22 protein-coding genes are annotated in these 23,466 nt (G+C 50.7%); 16 read left to right on the top strand and 6 right to left on the bottom strand.

Going from position 1 to position 23,466, the window contains the following annotated elements; all coding sequences use genetic code 11:
* Positions 1-156 precede the first annotated feature (156 nt).
* A complete protein-coding gene (locus A7K91_RS06650) occupies positions 157-678 on the top strand; it encodes an ADP-heptose synthase (protein ID WP_068680925.1) in 522 nt (173 codons plus the stop codon).
* Between the two features lie 57 nt (positions 679-735).
* On the opposite strand, the gene xerS is transcribed toward A7K91_RS06650, so the two are convergent.
* A complete protein-coding gene (gene xerS / locus A7K91_RS06645) occupies positions 736-1,833 on the bottom strand; it encodes a tyrosine recombinase XerS (protein WP_068680923.1) in 1,098 nt (365 codons plus the stop codon).
* Between the two features lie 152 nt (positions 1,834-1,985).
* Between xerS and A7K91_RS06640 the strand changes: the two genes are divergently transcribed.
* The 5 genes from A7K91_RS06640 to A7K91_RS06620 all read left to right on the top strand — a co-directional run bounded on the left by A7K91_RS06640 (position 1,986) and on the right by A7K91_RS06620 (position 5,664).
* Positions 1,986-2,720: a DsbA family oxidoreductase gene (locus tag A7K91_RS06640; protein WP_068680921.1), complete on the top strand. Its 735-nt coding sequence runs from the start codon at positions 1,986-1,988 to the stop codon at positions 2,718-2,720.
* Entirely contained in the window at positions 2,717-3,796 is a 1,080-nt protein-coding gene (locus A7K91_RS06635) for a lactonase family protein (protein ID WP_068680919.1), read from the top strand. Before A7K91_RS06640 ends, A7K91_RS06635 begins: the two co-directional genes overlap by 4 nt.
* A 198-nt stretch (positions 3,797-3,994) precedes the next feature.
* On the top strand, positions 3,995-4,204 hold the full coding sequence (locus tag A7K91_RS27265) for a cold-inducible protein YdjO-related protein (RefSeq protein WP_068680917.1): 210 nt from the start codon (positions 3,995-3,997) through the stop codon (positions 4,202-4,204).
* A gap of 77 nt (positions 4,205-4,281) precedes the next feature.
* Positions 4,282-4,737, top strand: a complete 456-nt coding sequence (locus A7K91_RS06625; protein ID WP_082967278.1) for a thiol-disulfide oxidoreductase DCC family protein — start codon at positions 4,282-4,284, stop codon at positions 4,735-4,737.
* 48 nt (positions 4,738-4,785) lie between these two features.
* Positions 4,786-5,664 (top strand): radical SAM/SPASM domain-containing protein, encoded by an 879-nt coding sequence (locus A7K91_RS06620; RefSeq protein WP_068680914.1) that lies wholly within the window; start codon positions 4,786-4,788, stop codon positions 5,662-5,664.
* A 2-nt stretch (positions 5,665-5,666) separates the two neighbouring features.
* Here the strand turns inward: A7K91_RS06620 and A7K91_RS06615 are convergent, their stop codons facing one another.
* A complete protein-coding gene (locus A7K91_RS06615) occupies positions 5,667-6,914 on the bottom strand; it encodes a chloride channel protein (RefSeq protein ID WP_068680912.1) in 1,248 nt (415 codons plus the stop codon).
* The gene (locus A7K91_RS06610) at positions 6,911-7,723 is read right to left on the bottom strand and encodes a hypothetical protein (protein WP_068680910.1); all 813 of its coding nucleotides are present in this window, start codon (positions 7,721-7,723) and stop codon (positions 6,911-6,913) included. Before A7K91_RS06610 ends, A7K91_RS06615 begins: the two co-directional genes overlap by 4 nt.
* Positions 7,724-7,952: 229 nt before the next feature.
* Between A7K91_RS06610 and A7K91_RS06605 the strand changes: the two genes are divergently transcribed.
* The 6 genes from A7K91_RS06605 to A7K91_RS06580 all read left to right on the top strand — a co-directional run bounded on the left by A7K91_RS06605 (position 7,953) and on the right by A7K91_RS06580 (position 15,137).
* The gene (locus tag A7K91_RS06605; protein WP_068680908.1) at positions 7,953-8,387 is read left to right on the top strand and encodes a GNAT family N-acetyltransferase; all 435 of its coding nucleotides are present in this window, start codon (positions 7,953-7,955) and stop codon (positions 8,385-8,387) included.
* Positions 8,388-8,563: 176 nt separating this feature from the next.
* Positions 8,564-9,994: an MBOAT family O-acyltransferase gene (locus A7K91_RS06600; RefSeq protein ID WP_068680906.1), complete on the top strand. Its 1,431-nt coding sequence runs from the start codon at positions 8,564-8,566 to the stop codon at positions 9,992-9,994.
* A 9-nt stretch (positions 9,995-10,003) separates the two neighbouring features.
* Entirely contained in the window at positions 10,004-11,839 is a 1,836-nt protein-coding gene (locus A7K91_RS06595) for a polysaccharide deacetylase family protein (RefSeq protein WP_068680904.1), read from the top strand.
* A 21-nt stretch (positions 11,840-11,860) separates the two neighbouring features.
* Positions 11,861-12,847, top strand: a complete 987-nt coding sequence (locus tag A7K91_RS06590; RefSeq protein WP_068680902.1) for a zinc-binding dehydrogenase — start codon at positions 11,861-11,863, stop codon at positions 12,845-12,847.
* Between the two features lie 68 nt (positions 12,848-12,915).
* Positions 12,916-14,085 carry a PstS family phosphate ABC transporter substrate-binding protein gene (locus A7K91_RS06585; protein ID WP_245697289.1) on the top strand — a complete coding sequence of 390 codons (1,170 nt, stop codon included), beginning with the start codon at positions 12,916-12,918 and terminating at the stop codon, positions 14,083-14,085.
* Positions 14,086-14,153: 68 nt separating this feature from the next.
* Positions 14,154-15,137 (top strand): 2-hydroxyacid dehydrogenase, encoded by a 984-nt coding sequence (locus A7K91_RS06580; protein ID WP_068680901.1) that lies wholly within the window; start codon positions 14,154-14,156, stop codon positions 15,135-15,137.
* Positions 15,138-15,158: 21 nt separating this feature from the next.
* Here A7K91_RS06580 and A7K91_RS06575 read toward each other — a convergent pair whose 3' ends face one another.
* Positions 15,159-17,201: a molybdopterin-containing oxidoreductase family protein gene (locus A7K91_RS06575; protein WP_068680899.1), complete on the bottom strand. Its 2,043-nt coding sequence runs from the start codon at positions 17,199-17,201 to the stop codon at positions 15,159-15,161.
* A 68-nt stretch (positions 17,202-17,269) separates the two neighbouring features.
* Positions 17,270-18,055: an AraC family transcriptional regulator gene (locus tag A7K91_RS06570; RefSeq protein ID WP_068680897.1), complete on the bottom strand. Its 786-nt coding sequence runs from the start codon at positions 18,053-18,055 to the stop codon at positions 17,270-17,272.
* 110 nt (positions 18,056-18,165) lie between these two features.
* On the opposite strand from A7K91_RS06570, the gene pyk reads away from it, so the two are divergent.
* The 4 genes from pyk to A7K91_RS06550 all read left to right on the top strand — a co-directional run bounded on the left by pyk (position 18,166) and on the right by A7K91_RS06550 (position 22,879).
* Positions 18,166-19,584: a pyruvate kinase gene (gene pyk, locus A7K91_RS06565; RefSeq protein ID WP_068680895.1), complete on the top strand. Its 1,419-nt coding sequence runs from the start codon at positions 18,166-18,168 to the stop codon at positions 19,582-19,584.
* A 900-nt stretch (positions 19,585-20,484) separates the two neighbouring features.
* Positions 20,485-21,504 (top strand): EamA family transporter, encoded by a 1,020-nt coding sequence (locus A7K91_RS06560; RefSeq protein WP_068680893.1) that lies wholly within the window; start codon positions 20,485-20,487, stop codon positions 21,502-21,504.
* An 89-nt stretch (positions 21,505-21,593) separates the two neighbouring features.
* On the top strand, positions 21,594-22,223 hold the full coding sequence (locus A7K91_RS06555; protein ID WP_068680891.1) for an SGNH/GDSL hydrolase family protein: 630 nt from the start codon (positions 21,594-21,596) through the stop codon (positions 22,221-22,223).
* Positions 22,224-22,612: 389 nt separating this feature from the next.
* Positions 22,613-22,879: a CD3324 family protein gene (locus A7K91_RS06550; protein ID WP_068680889.1), complete on the top strand. Its 267-nt coding sequence runs from the start codon at positions 22,613-22,615 to the stop codon at positions 22,877-22,879.
* Positions 22,880-22,987: 108 nt separating this feature from the next.
* On the opposite strand, the gene A7K91_RS06545 is transcribed toward A7K91_RS06550, so the two are convergent.
* Positions 22,988-23,278, bottom strand: coding sequence for a hypothetical protein (locus A7K91_RS06545; RefSeq protein ID WP_068680887.1), 291 nt, complete (start codon positions 23,276-23,278; stop codon positions 22,988-22,990).
* Positions 23,279-23,466: the final 188 nt, after the last annotated feature.

Raw genomic sequence — 23,466 nt, 5'->3', positions numbered from 1 at the left:
GACGCAAATACGTTATTGTACAGCTTGCAGTATACGGTATAATGATTACAAAAATATTTTTTGAATAACTTGTTAATCTCATAATCTTAAGAAGGCGTGCGCGGACTTCAAAAATACTGCGCAAAGCCATTACAGAAACAGCAAGGGGGAGACGCCGTGCGCAGAAGATTCGTTATTGAGGCGGTCATGATTGCTACGTATGGGCATCTTCTTGTACCAACCCGTCCGGTAGACTTTATTGTGCCTTATTCATCCATTGCGGAGCTATATGAAATGAGAGATGGAACGCAGCCTGTTATGGATGACCCGGAGGAAGATGTGCATGTAAGAGCCAAAATCAATGAATTAATCGCTTTTTTTGAGGACTCGCTCAATCGTAAAAAAATCGAAAGGATTCTGCAGGTGCCTTGGCGCGAAAGCGCTCCGCTGCTGCTGAATGACCACATTCAATTCACGGTTGTTCATGCCGTAGACAACGCGCAATACGGCGAACGCTTTGATCCAGTCGAGACGGAGCTGCTGTTGTCAGCCATCAAGCTGGATGTGCCGCTGCTGTCGGATCAGTTCGAGTTTCAGGATAAGCTGATCGAAGCGGAAGTGCCGGTGCAGGTTTATGATATCGAGGATTTCGAATTTGCGGTCGAAGAAGGCATATCGCCTGTGGACATGGAGCTATAAGGGGCCTCAGTTCAGGCAGGAGGCAACAAACAAAAGGAAAGCGGCGGTACGTCAAGGTCATTCATCGGCCTTGCTGTCCGCCGCTCTTTTTTCGATGGCTTCCGCCATTGTTTTGTCTGTCAGGTGGGCATAGATTTGCGTCGTTTCAGGAGACGCATGGCCAAGCTGCTCCTGTGTTTTGTACAGGTCGTTCTGAAGGTAATAATCCGTGGCAAAGGAATGCCGCAGCTTATGTACGGACAGGAACGGCTTGCCAAACCGTTTCGCGTATTTGATCACCATGGCCTGAATGGCCCGTTTGGTCATGCGCGAGCCTTCCTGCTTGCCGTTGGCAACCGCCAGAAACAACGCTTTTTCACGTTTTGGCGCTTTGTAGCGGGTATCTCGAAGCTGCAGATAGGCTTGAAGATCGGCGATGGCGTCCTGACGGAAATAAACAGGCGTTTTGAAGGTGTCGTCATTTTTACCTTTCCGATAGACATAACAAAGCTTTTTCTTCATATCAATATCGTCCACATTGAGATTGACCAGCTCCGATACGCGCAAGCCGGAATGAAGAATAAAGCTGATAATGCAGGAATCCCGGGTTGCGTTCAGCTCGTATGCAAGCAGCGCCTGCTTGTTGTTAGCGACATCCGCTCCGTATAGGGATTTTACATAATGCATAAATTCCGTTATTTCTTCCTCCTGAAGCAGCTTGCCCTCCAGCTTGGCAGCGGTATCCTTTGGTTTATGGCTCCTTTTGATGCTTACCTTGGCCATCACATTACGCTTTAGAAGAGGGTAGAAGTCGTCATCCTCGGCAATCTGGCTTAAGTAATGAAACAGCGAGCGTAACGAAGAGAGCTTGCGGGAAATCGTGGTCCGGTTGTTGCGCTCCGGCTTGTGGGTCGACAGAAACATCCGGTAGCTGTCGATGCTTTCCATCTTGAGCACTTCCAGATCGTGAAGCGGAATGTCCTTCCACGCGGAGGCGCTGGTCAAGCCTTCGCTCATTAGCCAATTCATAAAGGTTTCATAATCGCGCATGTACTCCACAAGGGAGGACGGAGACAGATCGGGCAGCTTGTATTGGATGAACTGTTCAATGTACCAGGGCATGGAGGGCAGCTTGGCCTCCAGCTCCGCGCGGTCTTTCAGCTTGAGAATGTTCATGGCGCTTCCTCCGAATAAATGATTATTTATCTATTGTAGCAACAGCAAGGAGGAGTAACAACACAGAACGTCGGGAAAACACATGTTGAACCATGTGCGCCTGTGAGTAAAGTCATGGTATAATATAACGATAACGCTTGGAGGTGCAGAAAATGAAAGTTGAAATCTGGTCGGACTTTGTATGTCCGTTCTGTTATATTGGCAAGCGGCGTTTTGAAGAGGCGTTAATGCAGTTCCCGCATCGGGAGCAGGTTCAGATGGCGTTCAAAAGCTTCGAGCTTGATCCCAATGCCGACTCGTCGGCACGGAAAAGCGAAATCGAGATGCTTGCGGGGAAATATGGCATGAGTCTGGAGCAGGCCAAAGGCATGACTGAAAATGTTGTGCAGCAGGCCGCTGCCGTCGGCTTGCATTTTACGTTCGAAAACGCATGCGTGGAAAATACGTTCCATGGCCATCGTCTTGCCCATTATGCCGAAACGCAAGGGAAGGGCCTTGCTTTAACGGAGCGGCTTCTTAAGGCCCACTTTACGGACAACTCTCCGATTGGCGATTATGACAGTCTCGCTAATTTAGCTCAGGAAGTCGGGTTGAACCGGACCGAAGCGCTGGCAGTGCTGGAAAGCGGGCAATACGCGGAGGCGGTAAGAGCCGATGAAGAGGAAGCGACCCGTTTAGGCGTCCGGGGCGTTCCGTTTTTTGTGTTTGACCGCAAGTTTGCGGTGTCCGGCGCTCAGCCGGCAGAGGTATTCCTGAACGCGCTGAATAAAGCCTGGGAGGAGCGGAATCCGGTTCTGACGGAAATTGTCGGAGATCAGGACGCAGCGCTCTGCGAGGATGGAAGCTGTGTCGTACCAGGAACGGACAATGGAGGTCAGGCGAAATGAGTGAAAACAAGCAAAGCCTTTATGTGTTTGCAGGCTCCTACGCGTCAAGAGATGAACAGGGGCTAAAGGTATTCAAGCTTGATGAAGAGTCAGGCGCACTTTCTCTCCAGCATGAATATGCGGGGCTGCAAAACCCGACCTTTCTGAATGTGGATGCCCAAAACAAGCTGCTGTATGCCATTTCCGAAGCCGTTGACGAAAACGGCGTCAAATCGGGTGAAGCCGCAGCCTTCCGCATCGATGCATCGACAGGAGCGCTCACGCCTCTAAACGTTGCGCCTACAGTCCGGAGCACGACCTGCCACATCCAACGTGATGCAAAAAATCGTTATTTGACCGTTACGAGCTATCACGGCGGTATGACGGGATTGCTGTCTATTAACGATGACGGAGGCATTGGAACATTGCTTGATGTCAAGCAGCATGAAGGACGCGGACCCCATCCCAACCAGGATCGTCCCCATCCGCATTCCAGCTTCTACAGTCCTGACGGCAGCTACCTGTATGTACAGGACCTCGGGCTGGATATTATCGCGGTTTATCGGCTTGATGCGGAAAACGGAAAGCTGGAGCTGCAGTCAAAAACCAGTCTGGAGCCTGAAGCAGGCCCGCGTCATCTAGTATTTCATCCCAAAGCGCCGTTTGTTTATGTCATTAATGAATTAAACTCAACCGTTACCGTTTTGCGCCAAAACGCCAAAAGCGGACAACTGGAGGCTCTTCAATCTTACAGCACGCTCCCGGAAAGCTTTAAAGGCGAAAATGGCTGTGCCGAAATTGCCATTTCTGGGGATGGACATTTTCTGTACGGCTCCAATCGCGGACATGACAGCATTGTCGTCTACAAGGTAAACCAAGAAACAGGCGAGCTGGAAACGGTGCAGCATGTTTCCACAGGCGGCGGTCATCCCCGCCATTTCGCTTTCACGCCTGACGGCAAGTGGCTGCTTGCCGCCAACCGCGACGGGAACAATATCGTGACCTTCCGCGTGAATGCGGCATCCGGCAAGCTTGAGCCTGCCGGTCATGAAATATTGGCCTCCAAGCCGGTTTGCGTCATACCGGTATATTTGTAAGGCATAGATTATGACGTTGTCCGCAGAAATAAAGCTGTCGCAAAAACCCCAAGCGCTCCTGAATGGAGTAAGCAATAGCTGAAGGTTTTTGCGGTGAGTTTTAATTTATGACATTAATTATTAATGATACTAATATAAACATCAGGGCTACTATAATTTTAGTGGCTAGTCGCAGAAACGAAAGGAATCGTGTGAGTTGTGAGTATTGCGGGAGACACCAAAAGCGAATTGAAACCGACAAAAATATGGAAATGCAAAAATAGCGAATGCAAGGCCTGGGTGAGAGATGAATTTGCCGCTACGGAGCAGCAATGTCCCCTTTGCAAGGGGCCGATGCATCGCAGCATGAGGCATCTGCCGCCGGTACAAAACAAGCCTAAACGCCAGCCGCGCGGGAGCAAGGCATAGCATGCGGCTGGTGCGTGAATATAAATAGTAAAACAGCAGCCTAAGCCGGGTTTTTATCGGAAGAAAGAGGCGAGGAAATGAGACATGGCCGCATGAGTGAAGAAGGGGACGAGCATAAGAAAAATCCCTCCAACATAGCGCTAATAGACGGAGAATGCTTCTTATGTCACAATCTTACCGCTTTTGCGGTCAAGCATGACAAAAAGCGAAAGCTTCATTTTGCTACGCTGCAATCGCCTGCCGGCCGGAGATTACTTGGCGGCGAACCTATCGGCGCAGAAGGGCCGCGTTCCTTCCTGCTTGTTCAAAACGGAGTTATATATAATAGATCAGGCGCTGTCCTGCGAGCCGCTGCGGCTGTCGGGGGCTGGTTTTCCTTCCTCTATCTTTTCATAATCATCCCGGCTCCGCTGCGGAACTGGGCATATGATTGGGTGGCCAGAAACCGCTATCGCTGGTTCGGCAAGTCAACCAGCTGCCTGATGCCGGGCGAAGACGTAAAATCCCGCTTTTTGAAGGACGGGCTCCATTAGAGCTCATAACAGAGAGCCCATAACACTTAGAAATGGAGCTTATCGGGCATGAAGCGATTTAAGAAGTTTTACATCGAAACAACAAGCATTTGCAATTTATCCTGCTACTTTTGTCCGCCAACCCAGCGGGCAAAAGGCTTTTTGTCCGTTCAGGACTTTAGCGATACGCTGGATCAGATCAAGCCGTATACCGATTATATTTATTTTCATGTCAAAGGCGAGCCGCTCCTTCATCCAAAGCTGGATGAGCTGCTGGACATCAGCCATGAAAAAGGGTTTAAGGTCAACATTACGACCAACGGCACATTGATTACAAAAAACCGGGACAAGCTTTTGGGCAAGCCCGCACTAAGGCAAATCAATTTTTCGCTGCACAGCTTTGACGGACATCCCGGCTCCCAGGACAAAGCGGGTTATTTGGCTCAAATATTGAGCTTTACCAAAGAAGCTGTTGCTAGCAGCAACCTGATTGTATCCTTCCGGCTATGGAATCTGGATATGGATAACGAGGTCAACCGCCAAGCGCACAAAAACCGCGAGCTGCTGGCGATGATTGAAGAAGCGTTTGGTCTGGATTATTTTATCGAGGAGAGATTTAAACCAGGCACCGGCGTCAAAATCGCGGAACGCATTTATTTGAATCAGGACCCCGAATTCAAATGGCCGGATTTGAACGAGCCGGAGGACGACGGAAAAGGGTTTTGTCACGGCATGCGTAATCAAGCGGGGGTGCTAATCGACGGAACCGTTATTCCTTGCTGCCTGGACGGGGAAGGTGTTATCGATCTGGGCAATATCAGGCAGCAGCCGTTTGGCGAAATTGTCAACGGCGATCGTGCAGTTAAGCTATATGAAGGCTTTTCTCGCCGCGAGGCGGTGGAGGAGTTGTGCCGTAAGTGCGGCTATCGCCAACGCTTCGGCACATAGCTTCACTCCGCCTTCCTCCTTGTACGAAAAGCCAAACGATTTGAATTTGCATTGACATGCGAAGCATAGATGCCGGCTTTGCCGGAGAGCAAATAACCAACGGCGCAGGCTGTGATGATATACGGAGCGCCCTGAAGTCCAAACAGCTCCATGCCAAGCGCCATGCAAGCAAGGGGCGTTTTGGCTGCGGCGCCGAATACCGCAACAAAGCCGAGCGCGGCCAGCAGGGGAGCCGGGAGCAGAAGCAGGGGAGCAAGGGCGCTGCCTGCAGTTGACCCGATAACAAACAGCGGCGTCACTTCACCGCCGGGAAATCCGGCGCCTAGCGTCACGATCGTAAACAATAGCTTAAGAAATGGCGCAAGGGGCGAGGCCGGCTCCAAAAAGGCCTGCTCCATTAAGGGAAGGCCAAGGCCCAAATAATCGCGGCTGCCGATGGCGTAGACCAATATAACAACCAGCAGCCCTCCGATAAATCCCTTTACCGGGGGGTGGCTGCTAACCTTGCTGAGGCCCCATTTAACAACGGTTAACCCCTCCACGAACAAAAGAGCCATTACCCCAAATGCAATACCCGCAAGCGCTGTTTTCAATAAAACGAGGGCGTCCAGTTCTGGCAAACGTCCAATGTCATAATGGGTATGCCTGATGCCCCATGCAAGAGTTACGCCATGTCCAACGCAGCTTGCAAGCAGGCAAGAGAAGAGGGAGCCCAGCAGCATGTTCCGCCTGGCTCCTGCCTCCAGGCCAAAAATCGTGGCGGCAATTGGCGTTCCGAAAACGGAGCCAAAGCCGGCGCATACCCCATACAAAACGAGCTGCCTCGAATCCGTCTCCGATAATCCCAGTCGCTTGCCAATGGCTGCGGACAAGCTGCCGCCCATTTGCACAGCGGTGCCTTCGCGCCCCGCAGAGCCGCCAAGCAAATGAGTGAGAAGCGTTCCAAGCAGAACAAGCGGAGCCATGACAAACGGTACTATGCCTTTTCCGCTATGGATTTGCTCAAACACCAGGTTGTTTCCGCGGCTGGCTTCCTTGCCGTATTTCATATAGCAAAAGGCGGCTAAAGCGCCGCCAAACGGCAGCAGCCACAATAAGAAATGATGCTGGGCCTGAAGCGCGGAAACAAGCTGCAGGCTGGCAAGGAATAGCGCGGAGGCCGAACCGGCCGCGACTCCGGCCGCGGCTGGCAAAGCGATATATTTTCGTGCGGCTATTAGAACGGGGCTTTTTGCTGTTGATTGTTTCATGCTTCACTTGCAGCGCTTTGGGCTGCGAGCCCGACACGTATCTGTTCTCTTTCATCGGCGGTGAGCAGAGGACAGGTATAGCATTTTAGGCCGCCCTCCTTTCGGTCATTGAAGCAGCAGGCGGAGCGGACAATGTAATTTTTTGAACAATCGTAGGGATTTTCGACATATTTCGGCGTATGGGAAAACGGATTACGGCGTCTTTGAAACAGCTCGCCCGGCAAGGCTTGCAAATTAGCGGATTGTTTGTTGATTTGCTCAAGGAAATGGGGAACAGGGATTTGGTCGCCCACATAACTCAATAGAGACAACAGACCGGAGCCAAACTGATTCCAGATCATATCCGGCTTGACCTCTGCTGCCTCGGCAATGGCACGGATAAATGGAACAGCCGTCCCGCTAATAAAAGCAGCCCAGCCTTCCTCTATATCGCGCTCCCGCGCTTCTCCGTCCGCCGCAAGCGAGTGAAGGCTCAAGCTGTCAATCCGGTAGCCCAAATGATAATGCTCGCCGTGCTTCTCCATTTGAAAGGTTAAGTCCTCAAGCCGGAAGTGGACAAAAACGCCGTTCATGCTCAAAAAATAAAGCGTGGCTGTACACAGGTTAAACATCGTTCGCCCAATCATGGATGCCGGGTAAAGCATCCCGTGGCTTAACGTGGCCTCGCCAAAAAAACGCAAGGTTTCACGGCATACATCAGCCTTCAGCATATCGGCTGCCGGCAGTTCCAGGTCGGGATGCTCCGCGCCTTGCGGCGAAATATGATAAAACGAATGAATAACGGAAAAATCAAGCGGCTCAGCCGTCATACAGGTTTACCTCCCAGGTCATTAACGGATATCGCCGCATTGGCGGCATGTTCAGGCGACAAGTCGACCTCATTATAGAAGCCGCCGCTTCCCCTTGTCAATGATTGCCGGCATAACGCTGCTTGGCGGCCCCTTTGGCTGCAGGCAACGTCATGTTAATGCCGCTTTGGCATTTGTATGAAATGCCATTATAATAGAGTGGTATTGATGAAGGGAGTGGCGTACGGCCATGATAACAACAGAGAAAGTCGTAACCCCGGAGCAGCTTCGGGAGGTGTTCCGCGTACGGGTGGAAGTGTTCGTAGAGGAACAGGGCGTTGCGGCAGAAGCCGAAATTGACGAATATGAAAACAGCAGCATTCATGTGCTGGCGCTAAGCAACGGAGCGTCCGCCGGCGCGGGACGGATACGGGTCGTGGAGGAGACGGCAAAGCTGGAGCGTATTTGCGTGCTTAAACCTTTTCGCACAAGCGGCACAGGCAAAGCAATCATGATCAAGCTGGAGGAAATTGCAAAGGAAATGGGGCTTAAAAAAGCCAAGCTGCATGCCCAGACGCAAGCCGCGGGCTTTTATGAAAAGCTTGGTTATGTCAGCGACTCTGATGTGTTTTTGGAGGAAGGCATTCCGCATATCAGAATGATCAAAGCTTTAGGGCATGTCTGAAAACCCGCTTGAGGTCATCTTGCACCGCCTTTTCGCCCCCTGCTGCGTCCGTTTTGTTTGACTTACCCCCGGTAAGCCTGCACAAAACTTCCTTGCTTGGGACAAAAAATCGGCACAATCTGTTCCTCTCGGAGTATTCAGACACGCCCTAGACTGAGCGAAAGAAGGTTATCTCCTTGATATTTTCGACCTACACGTTTATTTTTATTTTTTTGCCGGTAACCTTTTTCGTTTATCGGGCATTAAGCGCATTCAAGCTGTCGCTTGCGGCCAAAATCTGGCTGGTGCTGGCTTCGCTCTATTTCTACGCGCAGGGCAGCGGAACGTTTACTCTGCTTTTCATTGTTGATGTGCTTGTCAACTATGCCTTGGGCCATCTCATTATCCGATGTATGAAAAATAGCGCCGTCTGGCGGGGCAGAGCGTTGCTTGCGCTTGGTCTTTTGCTCAATATCGCCTTTTTGGGCTATTACAAATATTCCAACTTTATGATTGAAAACATTAACATGCTGACAGGACAAGCCTTTGCCTTGCTGCAGATTGTGCTGCCTCTCGGCATTTCCTTTTACACCTTCCAGCTGATTGCTTATCTGGTAGACTGCTACCGAGGTAAAAGCGAAAAAACGCCGCTGGTCGATTTTATGCTGTTCATTACCTTTTTCCCGCAGCTTATTGTAGGGCCGATCGTCCATCATGCCGATGTCATCCCGCAATACCAGTCCAAGGCGATGCCTGTGCTGAACAGTTTGAACATCATGACGGGCATTTTCCTGTTTTCGATCGGCTGCGCCAAAAAAATAATGCTGGCCGATCCGCTCACCAATTATGCCATTACCTTTTATTCGGATGTGGCGGCGGGAGACACGCTGATGTCCTGGCTGGCGTCGGTAGGGTATACGATCTCCTATTATTTTGATTTATCCGGCTATGCAGATATGGCTATTGGACTTGCGCTGCTCTTTAATATCCGGCTGCCGCATAACTTCAACTCGCCTTACCGGGCGTGGAATTTCCGGGAATATTGGCAGCGCTGGCATATGACGCTGTCCAAGTTCCTGTCGGATTATATTTTCAGAAGCTTTTACCGGAAGGGCAGCGGCAGCTTTAATTTTTATTTTTCAGTCATGATGACTTTTTTTGTGTCGGGCTTTTGGCATGGCGCGGGCTGGCAGTTCATTCTATGGGGCATCATTAACGGCATTTTTGTTTGCTTCGCCCATGTGATGTATCGCAGAAAATGGAAGCTGCCGTTTATTCTGGCCTGGGCTTTGACGTTTGCAGGCGTTGTTTTGACCCGGATTTTGTTTGTTTCCAAGGATGCAAAAGAGGCGTGGCACGTCATGAAGAAAATGATGAGCCTGAAGGATTTTGCCGGGCTGGGATGGACAGGCGCGTTAGAAAAAATAGCCCATTTTGGCGCTTCCAACGCCTATGTTATTGTTCTGCTGTTAATTGGGATGGGCATTACCTTCTTCGGCAAAAACAGCGCTCAGCTTACCGAAAACTTTACGCCGCGCCTGCGCCATGCGGTTGTGGCTGCGGTGCTTCTGAGCATTTGTCTGGCGCAGATGACATCCGTATCCAACTTTTTGTACTTCCAATTTTGAGGTGAAAACATGACGTTACGCAAATGGCTGACCGCTTTTGTCGCTTCGCTAGTGCTTGGAGCCGGGCTGGTGGCGGGTTTTAATGTACTTGTTGATCCCTTTGGCGTATTTGGCGACAAGGTGCTGGGCTGGCATGCCTACAATATGAACAACAATCCGCGTGTAGCCAAAATCGGTTATCTGGATCAGTATCACGACCGCTATAATTCCTATATTATCGGAGGGTCCAAGTCCAGCTCCATTTCGCCGGAGCTGCTGAATGACTACTACGGGGACGGCGCCAGCTTTTACAGCATGCTGATGTACGGCGGCGATTTTAACGATTACGAAAAAACGGTTTATTATCTGATGGATCAATACAAGCCCAAAAATATCGTGCTCCATATGAGCCTTCAGGAAATCAGTCATTTCAACGAAAAAGCGACAGATTTTAAGCAATCGCTGCACGGCAAGGTTTCCGGCGAGCCGCAATGGCGCTTTTATCTGGATTATCTGAAGCTGAATCCGTCCTATAGCTACGCCAAGCTGGAGGGGTACGCAAAAAGAGCGGCTGATCCGTACCAGTTTGCGACTTTTATTCCTGAAACAGGCGTATACAATAAAGAAAGACGTGACGCCGAGCCAGTGGACGATCGGGAGGCCTTTATGGCAGCCAACAAGGCGGCGTTTGCTCCCTTCGGCAAGCTGGAGGCCGTTGCACTGGACAAAAACGTAATGTCTCTGAAACGAATCAAGGAATATGTGGAATCGCGGGGAGCGACCTTCCGCCTCATTACCGGAGCAACGTCGGAGCAGGAGATGAAAAGCTATGATCTGGCGGCTCTGAAGGAATATTGGGCCAAGCTGGCGGAGGTGACGGACTTCTGGGATTTTACCGGCTATACCGGTATAAGCGGAGATCCCCGTTATTTCTACGATACGATGCATTATCGGAATACGCTGGGCAAAATGATGCTGGGCTACATTTTCGAGGACCCCGACGTTTATGTGCCGGCCGATTTTGGACATTACACAACCAAAGAAAACGTCAAGGAGCAGGCGGAGAAGGTGTTTGCTGCGCCGCCTGCTTTGTCCGGAGAAAAAGCGACGGTTCCGATTCTCGTTTACCATCACATCGACGACAATCCCTATGAGCCGAACTCGCTCATCATTCCAGTTGCCAAATTCCGCAGCGATATGGAGGCAATCAAGGCGGCGGGTTTTCAAACCGTCAGCTTGCAGCAGCTCATTGATTATGTAGATGGAAAAAGCGAGCTCCCCGACAATCCGCTGGTCATCACGTTTGACGACGGGTATCTGAGCAACTACGAATATGCTTATCCCGTTTTGAAGGAGCTGGGTATGCATGCCACCATTTCCGCCATTGGCTGGTCGGTCGGCAGGGACGAGCACCGGATTCCCGGCAAGCAGTTTTACCCGCATTTCACATGGGAGCAGGCTAAGGAAATGGAGGATTCCGGCGTAATCGACATTCAGAACCATTCCTTTGATATGCATGAAACGCCGCCCGAGGATTCCGATGTACGTAACGGCGTATTGCCGAAGGCCGGCGAAAGCACAGGGGCTTATGCAAGAGCCTTGACAGAGGACGTACAATATATGAAGGAACAAATCGAGAAGCATGTTGGCGGCGAGGTAAACGTGTTTACGTATCCGTTTGGCTTCTATACTCATCTCTCCGAGCAGATTCTTAGGGATTTGGGCTATCGTTCAACGTTATCGACCAAATCCGGCTTGAACGAAATCGTGAAGGGCGACCCGCGGACGCTGTTTGCTCTGAAGCGCATCAATGGAGGACCCGAGGTGCCAAGCGAGGTGTTGGCACAAAGATTGCAAGGTAAATGACGGATTCAAGGAGGCGAAGGGATGAAAGCAATCGCGCAGTCAGGCCCGGGTAAGCCGGAGGAGCTTGTTATGACGGAGCTTGACAAGCCTGTGGCGGGGAGCGGAGAAATGGTCGTCCGCATTCATGCGGCAAGCTTAAACCCGGTCGATTACAAAATGATGACTGCGGGACATCCTTCCTGGTCTTATCCTCATGTGCCCGGCGTTGATGCCTCCGGTACGGTGGAGGAGATTGGAGAAGGCGTAACGGAATGGAGGAAGGGCGACCGGGTCGTTTTTCATGCCAGCGTATTTGCTGGCGGCGTATGCGCGGAATATGCGGTTACAACGGCGCATACCGTTTCGCGCATTCCGGAAAACATCAGCTTTGAAGCAGCAGCAGCTTTTCCTTGCGCCGGCTTAACCGCTTATCAGGCGCTTGTGCGATGCATGCATATCCAGCCTGGCCAATCCGTGTTTATTCACGGGGGAGCAGGCGGAGTTGGCGGTTATGCCATTCAATTGGCCCGCGTATTAGGCGCGGGGCTGATTATGACAAGTTGTTCGTCACATAATTTTGATTATGTAAACAAATTGGGAGCAGACCTCGCTTTTGACTATAATAATGAGGATGTGCATGCTCGGATGATAGAGGCTGCCGGAGGGGAAGGACCCGACCTTATTTTAAATACGGTTAATAGGGTCATCTCGCAAAAGGATCTGGGCGCGCTTTCGTTTGGCGGCCAATTAGCCTGCATTGCCGGCGCTCCGGAAATCGTTGCGGATTTTCACCCTTCCACAAAGTCCTTTACGTTACACAAGCTTATGCTGGGCGGCGCGCATCTCTCGGGAAGTATAAAAGCGCAAAAAGAGCTTGCGGCAATGGGCAACGAGTTTCTTGGTTTAATGGCCAAAGGGCTGATTGACCCTATGATCGAAGAAACAATTGGCCTGGCGGAGGTGCCCCAAGCGTTAAAAAGGCTTTCGGAGCGCCATGTTCGCGGCAAAATTGTAGTGAAGGTACTATAAGAAGTTGGTACTATCCGGCTCAGCCCCCTTTTCTTATGATGAAAGCAGAGGAAGAGGGGGAGTCGGGCTTGAAACGTACTACATGGGAAAATATCGGTTTATTTATAGTGTTTGCGCCAATGATAGCGCTTGTCGGCTTTGTAATCTTGGTGGGAACGGCTCTATTTTCAAGTGATCGTTTCTACATGTATGTTATTCCGATTGCGGTTATTGCCAGCATTGTGTTATTAGCCATTGGCTTAATGGGGCGGCTAAAAGGCAAAACGGGCAAGCGTATCATAGCGGGTATGTTGCTGGCTGCTGTTTTAAGTATTGCAGGTAATGAAGGCATCAACCTCTATCATAAAAGCTTCGGGGTTGTAGGCAGCGAGGTAAACCTGGGGGCATACAAGCCCTTTGTCAAAGACACTAAGGCGGTTTCGCTGGGGGAGGATGCCGGTTTTAAGGTTGTCCAGCCGCTTCCCGTTATGGACGGTGCGACAGCGCTGTACCCGCTATATGCATCCTTTGCCCAAGCTATTTATCCGCAAGGGGACTATAATCCCATTAATAGCAAGGTGCGCTCTACCAAAACACAGGAAGCTTACGCAGGCTTGATCAAGGGCGAAGCCGATATCATTTTTGCCGCGGGACCGTCCGACATGCAGCTATGGAATGCCAAAACGGCGGGCGTTGAATTGAAGCTGACGCCGCTTGGCAAAGAGGCCTTTGTTTTTTTTGTACATAAGGATAATCCTGTAACCGGGATCACTACGGAGCAGGTAAGAGAAATTTACTCCGGCAAGCTGACAAACTGGTCGCAGCTGGGCGGTAAAGATGCGGCCATCAAGGCGTTTCAGCGTCCCGAGGACAGCGGAAGCCAGACCGCGCTTCAGCGCCTCATGGGCGATACAAAGCTGATGGAGCCGCTGAAGGAAGATGTCGCGAGCGGCATGGGAGGCATTATTTCGCAAACGGCGGATTATCGCAATTATCCAGGGGCAATCGGTTATTCTTTTTTATTTTACGCAACGGAAATGGCGGGTAACGGAAAAATTAGATTGCTTGAAATCGACGGAATCGCGCCTACGTGCGATAATATCAGAAATGGAACCTATCCGCTTGCTAATGATTTTTATGCCATTACAGCGGGGTCCGATAATCCCAATCTGGATGGACTGCTGGAGTGGATAACGTCAGAGCAGGGACAAAAAATCGTAGAGAAGGTTGGCTATACGCCGATTTTGCCGTCTTCCTAAACGTGGGGGATTGGATTATCGCTGTCGCGCGTAGAGTCACAAGCTTGTAAAAAGAGAGGTGAGGCTGTTTGAAGCCCTATATTTTTGCAGACCGTCCGCTGCCGGACAACGTGAAGGCTTATTTGATGGAGCATAGCGCTCTGGATGTATGGGAGGGCAGCGATACGCTGACGCGCGAGGCTTTGCATGCCAGGCTGGCAGAGGCCGAAGGTTATCTGACGGCAGGCAGGCGGGTCGATAAGGAGCTGCTTGCGGCTGCGCCAAAGTTAAAAGCCGTTAGCACCATCAGTGTAGGCTACAACCAGTTTGACATTGAGGAAATGGCAGCAGCGGGCGTTATTGGCACACACACGCCACATGTACTGGATGATTCGGTTGCCGATTTGGTATTGGCGCTTATGCTTGGCAGCGCAAGACGAATAGCGGAGCTGGACCGGTACGTCCGGGAGGGAAACTGGAAACGAGGCGACGGCGAAAACCTGTTTGGCATCGACGTTCATCATGCAACGGCGGGTATCATAGGCATGGGACGGATCGGCGAAGCGGTGGCCAGACGGACAGCTCTTGGCTTCGGCATGAAGGTGCTGTATCATAACCGAAGCCGCAAACTGCAAGTCGAAGCCAAATATGGAGCCGCTTTTGCGACTTTGGATGAGCTGCTTCAGCATAGCGATTTTGTCATTATGCTGGCTCCGTTAACAGAGGATACAAAAGGCATGCTGGGCGCCAGGGAATTTGGCATGATGAAAAACAGCGCTATCCTGATTAACGCTTCGCGAGGCGCTACACTGGATGAAGAAGCATTAATCCAGGCATTGGAAAACGGAACCATTCGCGGCGCGGGCCTGGATGTGTTTGAGCGGGAGCCTCTTCCCCTGGACAATCGCTTGATGAAGCTGAACAATGTTGTGCTCTTGCCGCATATTGGCTCCGCCACATCCAAAACCCGCAACGATATGGCGATGCTTGCCGCTGAAAACCTGGTCTGTGCATTAAAGGGAGAAACGCCATCCTGCCTCATCCCTGAATTCAAGTCATTAGGTTACCGGTAACCGGTTTTTAAAAGTTAAAAGCTATAAGCGCACAACCTCAACACGATTGGAGAAAAAGACGGCGCCGCCGCCCATATCGGATAAACGTTGCGGAGTCAGCTTGTTTACGGCTCCTTGGCCGCCGCTGGCATCATCCCACCATAATCCTTGGGTGACCAGCACGCCGGGAAGCACGTCCTCGCCGATTTTTAACGTTAACTTAACCTCGCCGCGATCGTTGCGAACAAGCACCTGATCGCCTTCGGCCAGCTCCAATGCCGCCGCGTCATCGCGGTGCATAATGAGAGTTGGCCTTTTTTCAAGCTTTTGCAGCTTGGATTGATTGGCAAAGGTTGAATTAATGTAGCTATGATTAGGCCCCGTCGTCAGCCAGAACGGGTAATCCGTTTCCTCCATCAGCGGTGTATAAACGGGAACGGGAGGCAGGCCGGCTGCTTTCATTGAGCTGGAATAAAACTCGATCTTCCCGCTTGGCGTGTGCAGACGCTCGTTCAGAAGAATGCGGCGTCCGCCGCCAGCTTTTAGCCAATCATGCTCCTTAAGCGTTTCAACGTTTATTCCTTCAAGCAAAGGATTCATTTCGCTGTCAAGCGCATCGGCAATCATCTGCTCCTCGTCGATATCGAATGCTTCAGGCTCAAAGCCCATCCTGAGGCCCAGCTCCTTGAACAAGGTGAAATTGGACTTGCATTCCCCTGGCACCGGCAAAACAGGCTTGCCCAGCTGCACATACAAATGCCAATACGAAGAGTACAAATCAAGATTTTCCATATGCGACGTTGCAGGCAATACAAGATCGGCATAGCTAGCCGTATCTGTCAGGAAGAGATCATGCACAACCGTAAACAAATCCTCGCGCAGCAGGCCGTCTCGAACCTTGTTCAAGTCCGGAGCCACAATGGCGGGATTGCTGTTGTACACAAAAAGCATGCGGATTGGCGGGTCCAGCTCCGTCAAAGCTTCTCCCAAACGGTTCATATTGACTTGGCGCACCTCGGGATTGGGCGAAAGATCGGGACGTTCCACTTTGCTGCCGTTAAAACGGGAGTACCAGCCATTGCCTTTCATCGCGCCGCCCCCGGGAATATCCCACTGTCCGGTCAAAGCCGGAAGACAAGCGATGGTGCGCGTCATCATGCCGCCATTGTCGTGATGCTGCAAGCCGTTGCCAATGCGGATAAAAGAGGGTGACACGCTGCCGTACAACCGGGCAAGCTCCTCGATTTTGGCCGCAGGCACGCCTGTCAGCTCCTCCACGATATGAGGCTCGTAACGCTTCGCTTCCTCGGCTAACTCCTCATATCCAACCGTAAATTGGTTGACAAAATCATGGTTAACCATCCCGTCGCGAATCAGCACATGCATAAGGCCCAACGCAAGAGCGCCGTCCGAACCCGGTTTGACCAAAATAAACTCGTCCGCCCATGTTGACGTACGGTTGCGGTGCACATCAATATGGATGATGCGAGCGCCGCGCTTGCGCGCCTCTGTAGCCAAAACCGTCTGATGCATGTTGGTGGAAACCAGATTGCAGCCCCAAATAATGAACAGCTTGGTGTGGATGGTTTCTTCCGGGTCAATGCCGGCGGAAGCGCCCATTGTATAGCTGTAGCCGGCTGCTCCGGCTGCATTGCAAATCGTCCGTTGGAGATGGGTAGCGCCAAGGCGATGAAAAAAGCGCCGATCCATGCCTTCCGCGCTAAGCACGCCCATATTGCCATAAAAGCTGTAGGGCATGATGCTGTCAGCGCCGTATTGCTCTGTCAGATGCTTCATGCGGGACGTTATTTCGTCGTAAGCCTCCTCCCAGGAGATACGCTGAAACTGGCCGCTTCCTTTTGGTCCGACACGGCGCATGGGATGCATCAGCCGCTCGGGATGATGGACCCGGTCCGGCAGCTGTCTTACTTTGTTGCAAATAGCCCCTTTTGTTACGGGATGCTGGGGATCGCCGGTGACGTTTGTCACTTTGCCCCCGCTTATCGTGACATGAAGTCCGCAGGTATCGGGACAATCGAAGGGACATACAGAACGGACAATGCCGTCGGATACAAACGATGTCATGAGTTCACACTGCCTTTCACGCAGGACCGGAATGAACGCGGCCGTATTTGTCAATAAATCTATATTGCTCAGTATACTCCTTTTGGCCGTTCCTTTAAATAATGGGAAGGAGGTACCCCGAATTGCCGCTTGAACAAGCGTTGAAAATAGGAGACGTCGGTATAGCCCAGATATTCGGAAATTTCGGTGATGCTGAGCAAGGATTCCGTCAGCATGTAAACAGCTGTGCGCATTCTCACGGCGTGAACATATTCGCTGATCGTTTGTCCTGTCATACGTCTGAAGAGGGAGGCCGCATAATTGGGACTGCGTCCGATGCATTCTCCCAGCTGCTCCTTTGTTACTTTTTCACGGTAGCCCGAACCAATAAAAGCTTTCATCTTCTCGGTATGCTGAAGGCATATATCCGATGGTTCTCCGCGATCCAGCTCGCGGCTCCAGAGCACCAGCGTTTCCATAATGACCGACGCATTGCGGACGGAGGCATAAGGCGCATCTTCCTCCCATTCCTTGGCGGCGGAGCGTAGCCTTTCCACGCTATAATCAAAGCAGCCTGCTTTAGCCGCGACGCCAATCCCTTTTTGCAGTAATGGGAGTGTCACATAATTGACATGTGTTTTCAAGAAATAGACAAGTTTTTCGTGAAAGACGGTTGGAACGCTTTTCCCATAATAGTCTGCGCCGGCTGGCACATACAGGAAATCGCCTTTTTCCGCGATCACTTTCTTACCATTAATGCGAAAAAGGCACTTTCCGTAGGTCATAACGATAAATAACGATAAATCTGCGTTTTCCTTGGAATCTCCGTACCAGCCCATCCCACGGTCAAAGCTGATCTTTTCCACAGTGAGCATGGAGCACCTCGCAATACTATTTTACATTCATGATACTATAATTCATGTACGTTGTCTTCCGGTTCCTCTACAATTGGGGTGAGCAGAACAACTATGGAGGGATCTTAGTAATGAGCCAAACAAAAATCGTATGTACAATGGGACCGTCAAGCAATTCAGTACCAATCTTGAAGGATATGATGAATGCGGGCATGACCGTAGCCCGCTTGAATATGGCACACGGCGAACTGGAAGATCATAGCGCGCGTATTGCGCTTGTTCGCGAAGCTGCAGCAGCGGCAAACAAAATTGTTGCTATTATGATGGACATTAAAGGACCGGAAATTCGGATCGGCAACCTGGAGGAAAGCTCTTTTGCCCTAAAAGCCGGCGACAAGCTGACCTTGACCAGCCGCCAGGTAACAGGCACTGCCGAATGCGTACCGGTCAACTACCCTGACCTGCCAAAGGACGTTAAAGCTGGCGATCGCATTTTGATCGACGACGGCTTGATCGAACTGGTTGTTGAAGAGGTTGTTGATACTGAAATCAACTGTCTGGTTATGAACGGCGGCGCCCTCAAACCTCGCAAGGGCGTTAACCTGCCAGGCATCAGCACAAGCCTTCCAGGCGTAACGGACCGCGATATTCGCCATATCCGTTTTGGCATCGAGGAAAAAATCGACATTATCGCCATGTCCTTTGTCCGCAAAGCGGAGGACGTGCTGCAAGTGAAACAAATTCTTGAGGATGCAGGCGCAGGACATATCGCGATTATCTCCAAAATCGAAAACCAGGAAGGCGTAGACAACCTCGACGCCATTATCGAAGCATCCGACGGCATCATGGTTGCCCGCGGCGACCTTGGCGTTGAAATTCCGGCCGAGGACGTTCCAATGCTGCAACGCATCATGATCCAAAAATCCAACGTTGCCGGCAAGCCGGTTATCGTAGCGACTCAAATGCTTGATTCCATGCAGGTTAACCCGCGTCCGACTCGCGCAGAAGTAAGCGACGTTGCCAATGCGGTATTGCAAGGCGCTGACTGCATCATGTTGTCCGGCGAATCCGCAGCGGGCAAATATCCGCTGGAGTCTGTACGCATGATGGCCCAAATCGCTGACCGTACAGAAGCAACCGTGGATTACGACGCTGCTTTCGAAAGCCGCATGACAGCGCCGATCGGCTCCATTACGGAAGTGATCAGCCAATCCGTTGTAAGCTCCTCGCTGCAGCTAGGCGCAAAAGCAATTCTGACGCCTACGGAAAGCGGCTTTACGGCTCGCATGGTATCCAAATATCGTCCAAAAGCGCCAATTATCGCGATTTCTTCCCATGACAGCGTATTGAAGCGTTTGACAATGACACGCGGCGTTGTGCCTGTAAAAGGCGAAAACGTAAATTCGACCGACGAAATGTTCAAGCTGTCCATCGCGAAAGCGGCTGAAACGGGAATCGTTCAATCCGGCGACTTCGTTGTTATTTCCGCAGGCGTTCCAAGCGGAAAAGCAGGCGCAACCAACCTGATCCAAATCCATCAAGTGGACTAATTTATCTTGACAGGACAAGCCGGCCTGTGCAACAATGAATGCTGTTGCTTCATCATGCATTCGTATAGTCCCGCATAACCGCGAAAGGCACAGGGCGGGGGTTTCTACGGAAAGCCTAACTTTCCAGCTACGAATAACAAGTTGTTCCTCCAAGGAGGATAACTTGCTTATTCGTAGCTTTTTTTGCGTTCATGGTGAACAAAGAGTTTTAGCGGTGTGGGCCGGCGTGTGAAAAGTTCTTCCGATCGCAATTGTTCCTAAATTCCCTGAATTAAATTTTTCAAATGGTGGAATTCGAGAACACAAGCGAACGCTTCGCTTCTCCAGAACCCCTCACACTCTGGCCTGTCGCTACATTTCCATTGATCAACTTATATGGAAAGCGTACTTTTTGAACGACCATACAATGAAGGTTCAAAAAGTTCGGTTTCCAGTACCAAGAAGATGGCTTGAAGCTAGAAATTGAGAACCGGAGCGTAGTTTAGGCTACGTGAGGATCGGAAATTTCGGCTGAAAGCCATATTCGCCGCAGGCCATGACGCTAGTCATGACCCGTAATGGGAAGCGGACTTTTTGAACTACCACAAAAATGAAGGTTCAAAAAGTTCGGTTTCCAGTACCAAGAAGATGGCTTGAAGCTAGAAACTGAGTAGCGGAGCTTAGTGGAAGCTAAGTGAGCAACGGAAGTTTCGGCTGAAAGCCATNAATGAAGGTTCAAAAAGTTCGGTTTCCAGTACCAAGAAGATGGCTTGAAGCTAGAAACTGAGTAGCGGAGCTTAGTGGAAGCTAAGTGAGCAACGGAAGTTTCGGCTGAAAGCCATATTCGCCGCTGGCCATGACGCTAGTCATGACCCGTAATGGGAAGCGAACTTTTTGAACTACCTATAGGGGGAATTTGAAGTGAGGTATGTGTTATCGGTATTACTCGGCGCCGCCAGCTACGGCGTATTGTCGACATTTGTAGTGAAGGCATATGAGGCGGGTTATAGCCTTGGCGAGGTGACCGGCTCGCAAATGATGGTTGGGTTTCTGTTAAGCTGGGGTTTTGCTTATTGGCTGAGACTCCGGCGTAAATCTAGCAAAAATCAGCTTCCAGCGGGCACCATGCCTAACAGCAGCGCTTCGGCCCTTAAAGCTGCTGGACAAAAAGCAGGGGCTGGCTTAGCTGAAGCAAATAAAGCAGGAGCCGCAGCTACGGCTCTTTCATGGAAGCAGCGCCTCATTCTTATGGCTGCGGGCATGCCAACGGCTATTACGGGATTGCTTTATTATCAGTCGCTCCGCTATATTCCGGCTTCGCTTGCCATATTGCTTCTGTTTCAATTTACCTGGATCAGCGTGCTGGTCCAATCGGTGAGACAACGGAAACGGCCCTCCGGTATTATTTATTGGACGTTATTTGTGTTGTTAAGCGGAACGTTTTTAGCTGCAGGCGTGTTGGAGCAAGGCTTGGGAAAGCTTCATCTGTGGGGATTGCTGCTAGGATTTTTGTCGGCAATTAGCTATACGCTCTTTATTATGGTTAGCGGCAAGGCAGTGCCAAGCGCCCCGCCTGCGGAACGAAGCAAGTGGATGATGGCCGGCGCGTTGCTCTTGATCTGGAGTATTTTCCCGCCGCAATTCCTGTGGAACGGCGATCTGGTATCCAGTCTGTTGGTGTTTGGCATTTTTCTTGGGTTGTTCGGCGCATTTATTCCGCCGCTGCTTTTTGCCTACGGCGTACCGCATGTGGGGGAAGGGCTGGCCGGTATTCTAGGCGCAGCCGAACTTCCCGTTGCCGTCCTGCTGTCGTCGGTGGTGCTGCACGAGCAGGTGAGCGTGCTTCAATGGGGTGGCGTGCTTTTGGTTCTGCTCGGGATTGCCTTGCCGGAGTGGATGAAGCGACGGCAACGGCGTAAAACAACTGCGTTTAATCATTGACAGCTTCAAAACAGAGGGATAAAATTAACCATCATCATGGTATCGACTTCCAAAAAAACTCTATTTTAAGCTTGGGAGGATTTCAGGCAATGTCTATTATCCCTAATCATGCAACGGTTCTATTTCAAGGCGACAGCATTACAGACTGCGGGCGAAACTATAGCGATCCCGGCAGCCTGGGTAATGGCTATGCTCATCTCATTGCCTCACAATTCGGATTTCTGTATCCCGACAGCGGAGTCACCTTTCTAAACCGGGGAATCAGCGGCAATCGCATGCCTGATCTGGAAGCCAGATGGCAGCGGGATTGTCTGGACCTTAAACCGGACGTGCTGTCCATTTACATTGGCATCAATGATACCTGGCGCAGGTATGACAACAACGATTACACGCCGGCAGAGCTCTTTTATGAGCGCTATCGCAAGCTGATTGTGGATACAAAAAACAAGCTGGACGTTTTGCTGGTTTTGATCGAGCCATTTGTGCTTCCCGTTCCGGAAGACCGCCGCGCTTGGCGTGAAGACCTTGATCCCAAAATCGCAGCTGTCCGGTCGCTGGCTGCGGAGTTTAAAACACTATATGTGCCGCTTGACGGTTTGTTTGCGGCAAGCAGCATGTCGACGGGGCCTGCCTATTGGGCAGCAGACGGCGTTCATCCCTCGGCTCCCGGCCATGCGCTCATTGCAGATGCCTGGCTGCGCGCGGTAAAAGCGATCTAGCAAACCCGGCTTTTTGGTAAAGTTTATTTTATAGCTGTTCTTTTCCTAGAAATCCCACAGAGGCCTGCTCTATAATGAAGGTGTCGGGGCCGACGAATTTCAGAAGAAAGGAGCTGATCGATTTGATTAAGAACCTTGAGGTGGTTTTCGGTTAACGCCGGAAACCGCCTTCCACGGAGGAGGCCTTTGAGGCCTCCTCTTATATTTTTCTGAAGTCGGTGATTGAACATTGGAACAATGTTCATTATAATGAATAATGAGCCATAAAAAGGCAACCAAAAATTAAGGAAAGGGAGGAATGTTACACATGACTAACACATTGCTTATGAATGGAATGTCGAATGTCGCAGTATCGTTTAGCTTAAACCAATTTCAGGAGGACTTTGACCGTGAACTACAAAAATGGAAGAGACGTGCTTCCCCCTAGCCTTTTGCTGGAGCTGCAAAAGTATATTCAAGGCGATTTGATTTATATACCAAAACCTGCCAACCAACGTGCAAGCTGGGGCGAAGTAAGCGGAACCCGCAAGCTGCTGGCGGAGCGTAACAGCGAGATTGTTAAGTGCTACAGCAACGGCGCATCAGTGGCCGAGCTTGAGAGACAGTACCATTTGTCCAGCGAAAGCATTCGTAAAATTATTGTGAAGGCCCGCTAATGATTAAGGACCTTATAGATCATCAAAAGAAAAAACAACCTTTGGACCGCGTTTGCGAACGGTGTGCTCCGAAGGTTGTTTTTTTCTTGGCATGTCTATAGGGATCAATTAAGCTAAGCTGGCGCCCGGGAGGGGCAGCGTTGTTCTGGGATACTTGTAATCGTCGCGGAAGCATAGCGTATCGGAATCATAGCTGGATTGCGACAAACGATGAGATACCTCGAAAACCGGCAGCTCGGGATGGACGTGAAGAGAGGACCGGTAAAAGCAGCAGCCTTCAAAATGGAACTGGAGCGACGTAATAATAATGACACAGTCTGTAAAGCTGCAGTTGGAAAAGCAAAAGCCGTCAAAAAAGATTGTTTCATTGGTAAAGCGTTGATTGGAAATCATTTTCATACGTATACTCTCCTAAAAGATATGTTATGCCAGCGCTAACGCAAGCTCTTTATTATGCTAACAGATGCCATCTGCAATGTTTGTCAAATTATGGATGACTTCTATGAAGACATGACTTATGCAGTTCGCGAGATTAACTGGTAATGGTGAGAATCTATGCTTGAATAAACTGGCCACCAAGACATAGA

It is taken from the genome of Paenibacillus oryzae, assembly GCF_001675045.1.
Classification (GTDB): domain Bacteria; phylum Bacillota; class Bacilli; order Paenibacillales; family Paenibacillaceae; genus Pristimantibacillus; species Pristimantibacillus oryzae.
Note: the sequence above shows the minus strand (reverse complement) of the source record. Positions and strands in the feature narration are given on the sequence as shown.

What these genes read in the sequence shown, in the direction of transcription:
- A7K91_RS06545 (WP_068680887.1), bottom strand. Translation starts at nt 23,278, where the DNA reads ATGAAAATGATTTCCAATCAACGCTTTACCAATGAAACAATCTTTTTT.
- A7K91_RS06635 (WP_068680919.1), top strand. Translation starts at nt 2,717, where the DNA reads ATGAGTGAAAACAAGCAAAGCCTTTATGTGTTTGCAGGCTCCTACGCG.
- pyk (WP_068680895.1), top strand. Translation starts at nt 18,166, where the DNA reads ATGAGCCAAACAAAAATCGTATGTACAATGGGACCGTCAAGCAATTCA.
- A7K91_RS06555 (WP_068680891.1), top strand. Translation starts at nt 21,594, where the DNA reads ATGTCTATTATCCCTAATCATGCAACGGTTCTATTTCAAGGCGACAGC.
- xerS (WP_068680923.1), bottom strand. Translation starts at nt 1,833, where the DNA reads ATGAACATTCTCAAGCTGAAAGACCGCGCGGAGCTGGAGGCCAAGCTG.
- A7K91_RS06575 (WP_068680899.1), bottom strand. Translation starts at nt 17,201, where the DNA reads ATGACATCGTTTGTATCCGACGGCATTGTCCGTTCTGTATGTCCCTTC.
- A7K91_RS06570 (WP_068680897.1), bottom strand. Translation starts at nt 18,055, where the DNA reads ATGCTCACTGTGGAAAAGATCAGCTTTGACCGTGGGATGGGCTGGTAC.
- A7K91_RS06590 (WP_068680902.1), top strand. Translation starts at nt 11,861, where the DNA reads ATGAAAGCAATCGCGCAGTCAGGCCCGGGTAAGCCGGAGGAGCTTGTT.
- A7K91_RS06640 (WP_068680921.1), top strand. Translation starts at nt 1,986, where the DNA reads ATGAAAGTTGAAATCTGGTCGGACTTTGTATGTCCGTTCTGTTATATT.
- A7K91_RS06615 (WP_068680912.1), bottom strand. Translation starts at nt 6,914, where the DNA reads ATGAAACAATCAACAGCAAAAAGCCCCGTTCTAATAGCCGCACGAAAA.
- A7K91_RS06605 (WP_068680908.1), top strand. Translation starts at nt 7,953, where the DNA reads ATGATAACAACAGAGAAAGTCGTAACCCCGGAGCAGCTTCGGGAGGTG.
- A7K91_RS06595 (WP_068680904.1), top strand. Translation starts at nt 10,004, where the DNA reads ATGACGTTACGCAAATGGCTGACCGCTTTTGTCGCTTCGCTAGTGCTT.
- A7K91_RS06610 (WP_068680910.1), bottom strand. Translation starts at nt 7,723, where the DNA reads ATGACGGCTGAGCCGCTTGATTTTTCCGTTATTCATTCGTTTTATCAT.
- A7K91_RS06625 (WP_082967278.1), top strand. Translation starts at nt 4,282, where the DNA reads ATGAGACATGGCCGCATGAGTGAAGAAGGGGACGAGCATAAGAAAAAT.
- A7K91_RS06620 (WP_068680914.1), top strand. Translation starts at nt 4,786, where the DNA reads ATGAAGCGATTTAAGAAGTTTTACATCGAAACAACAAGCATTTGCAAT.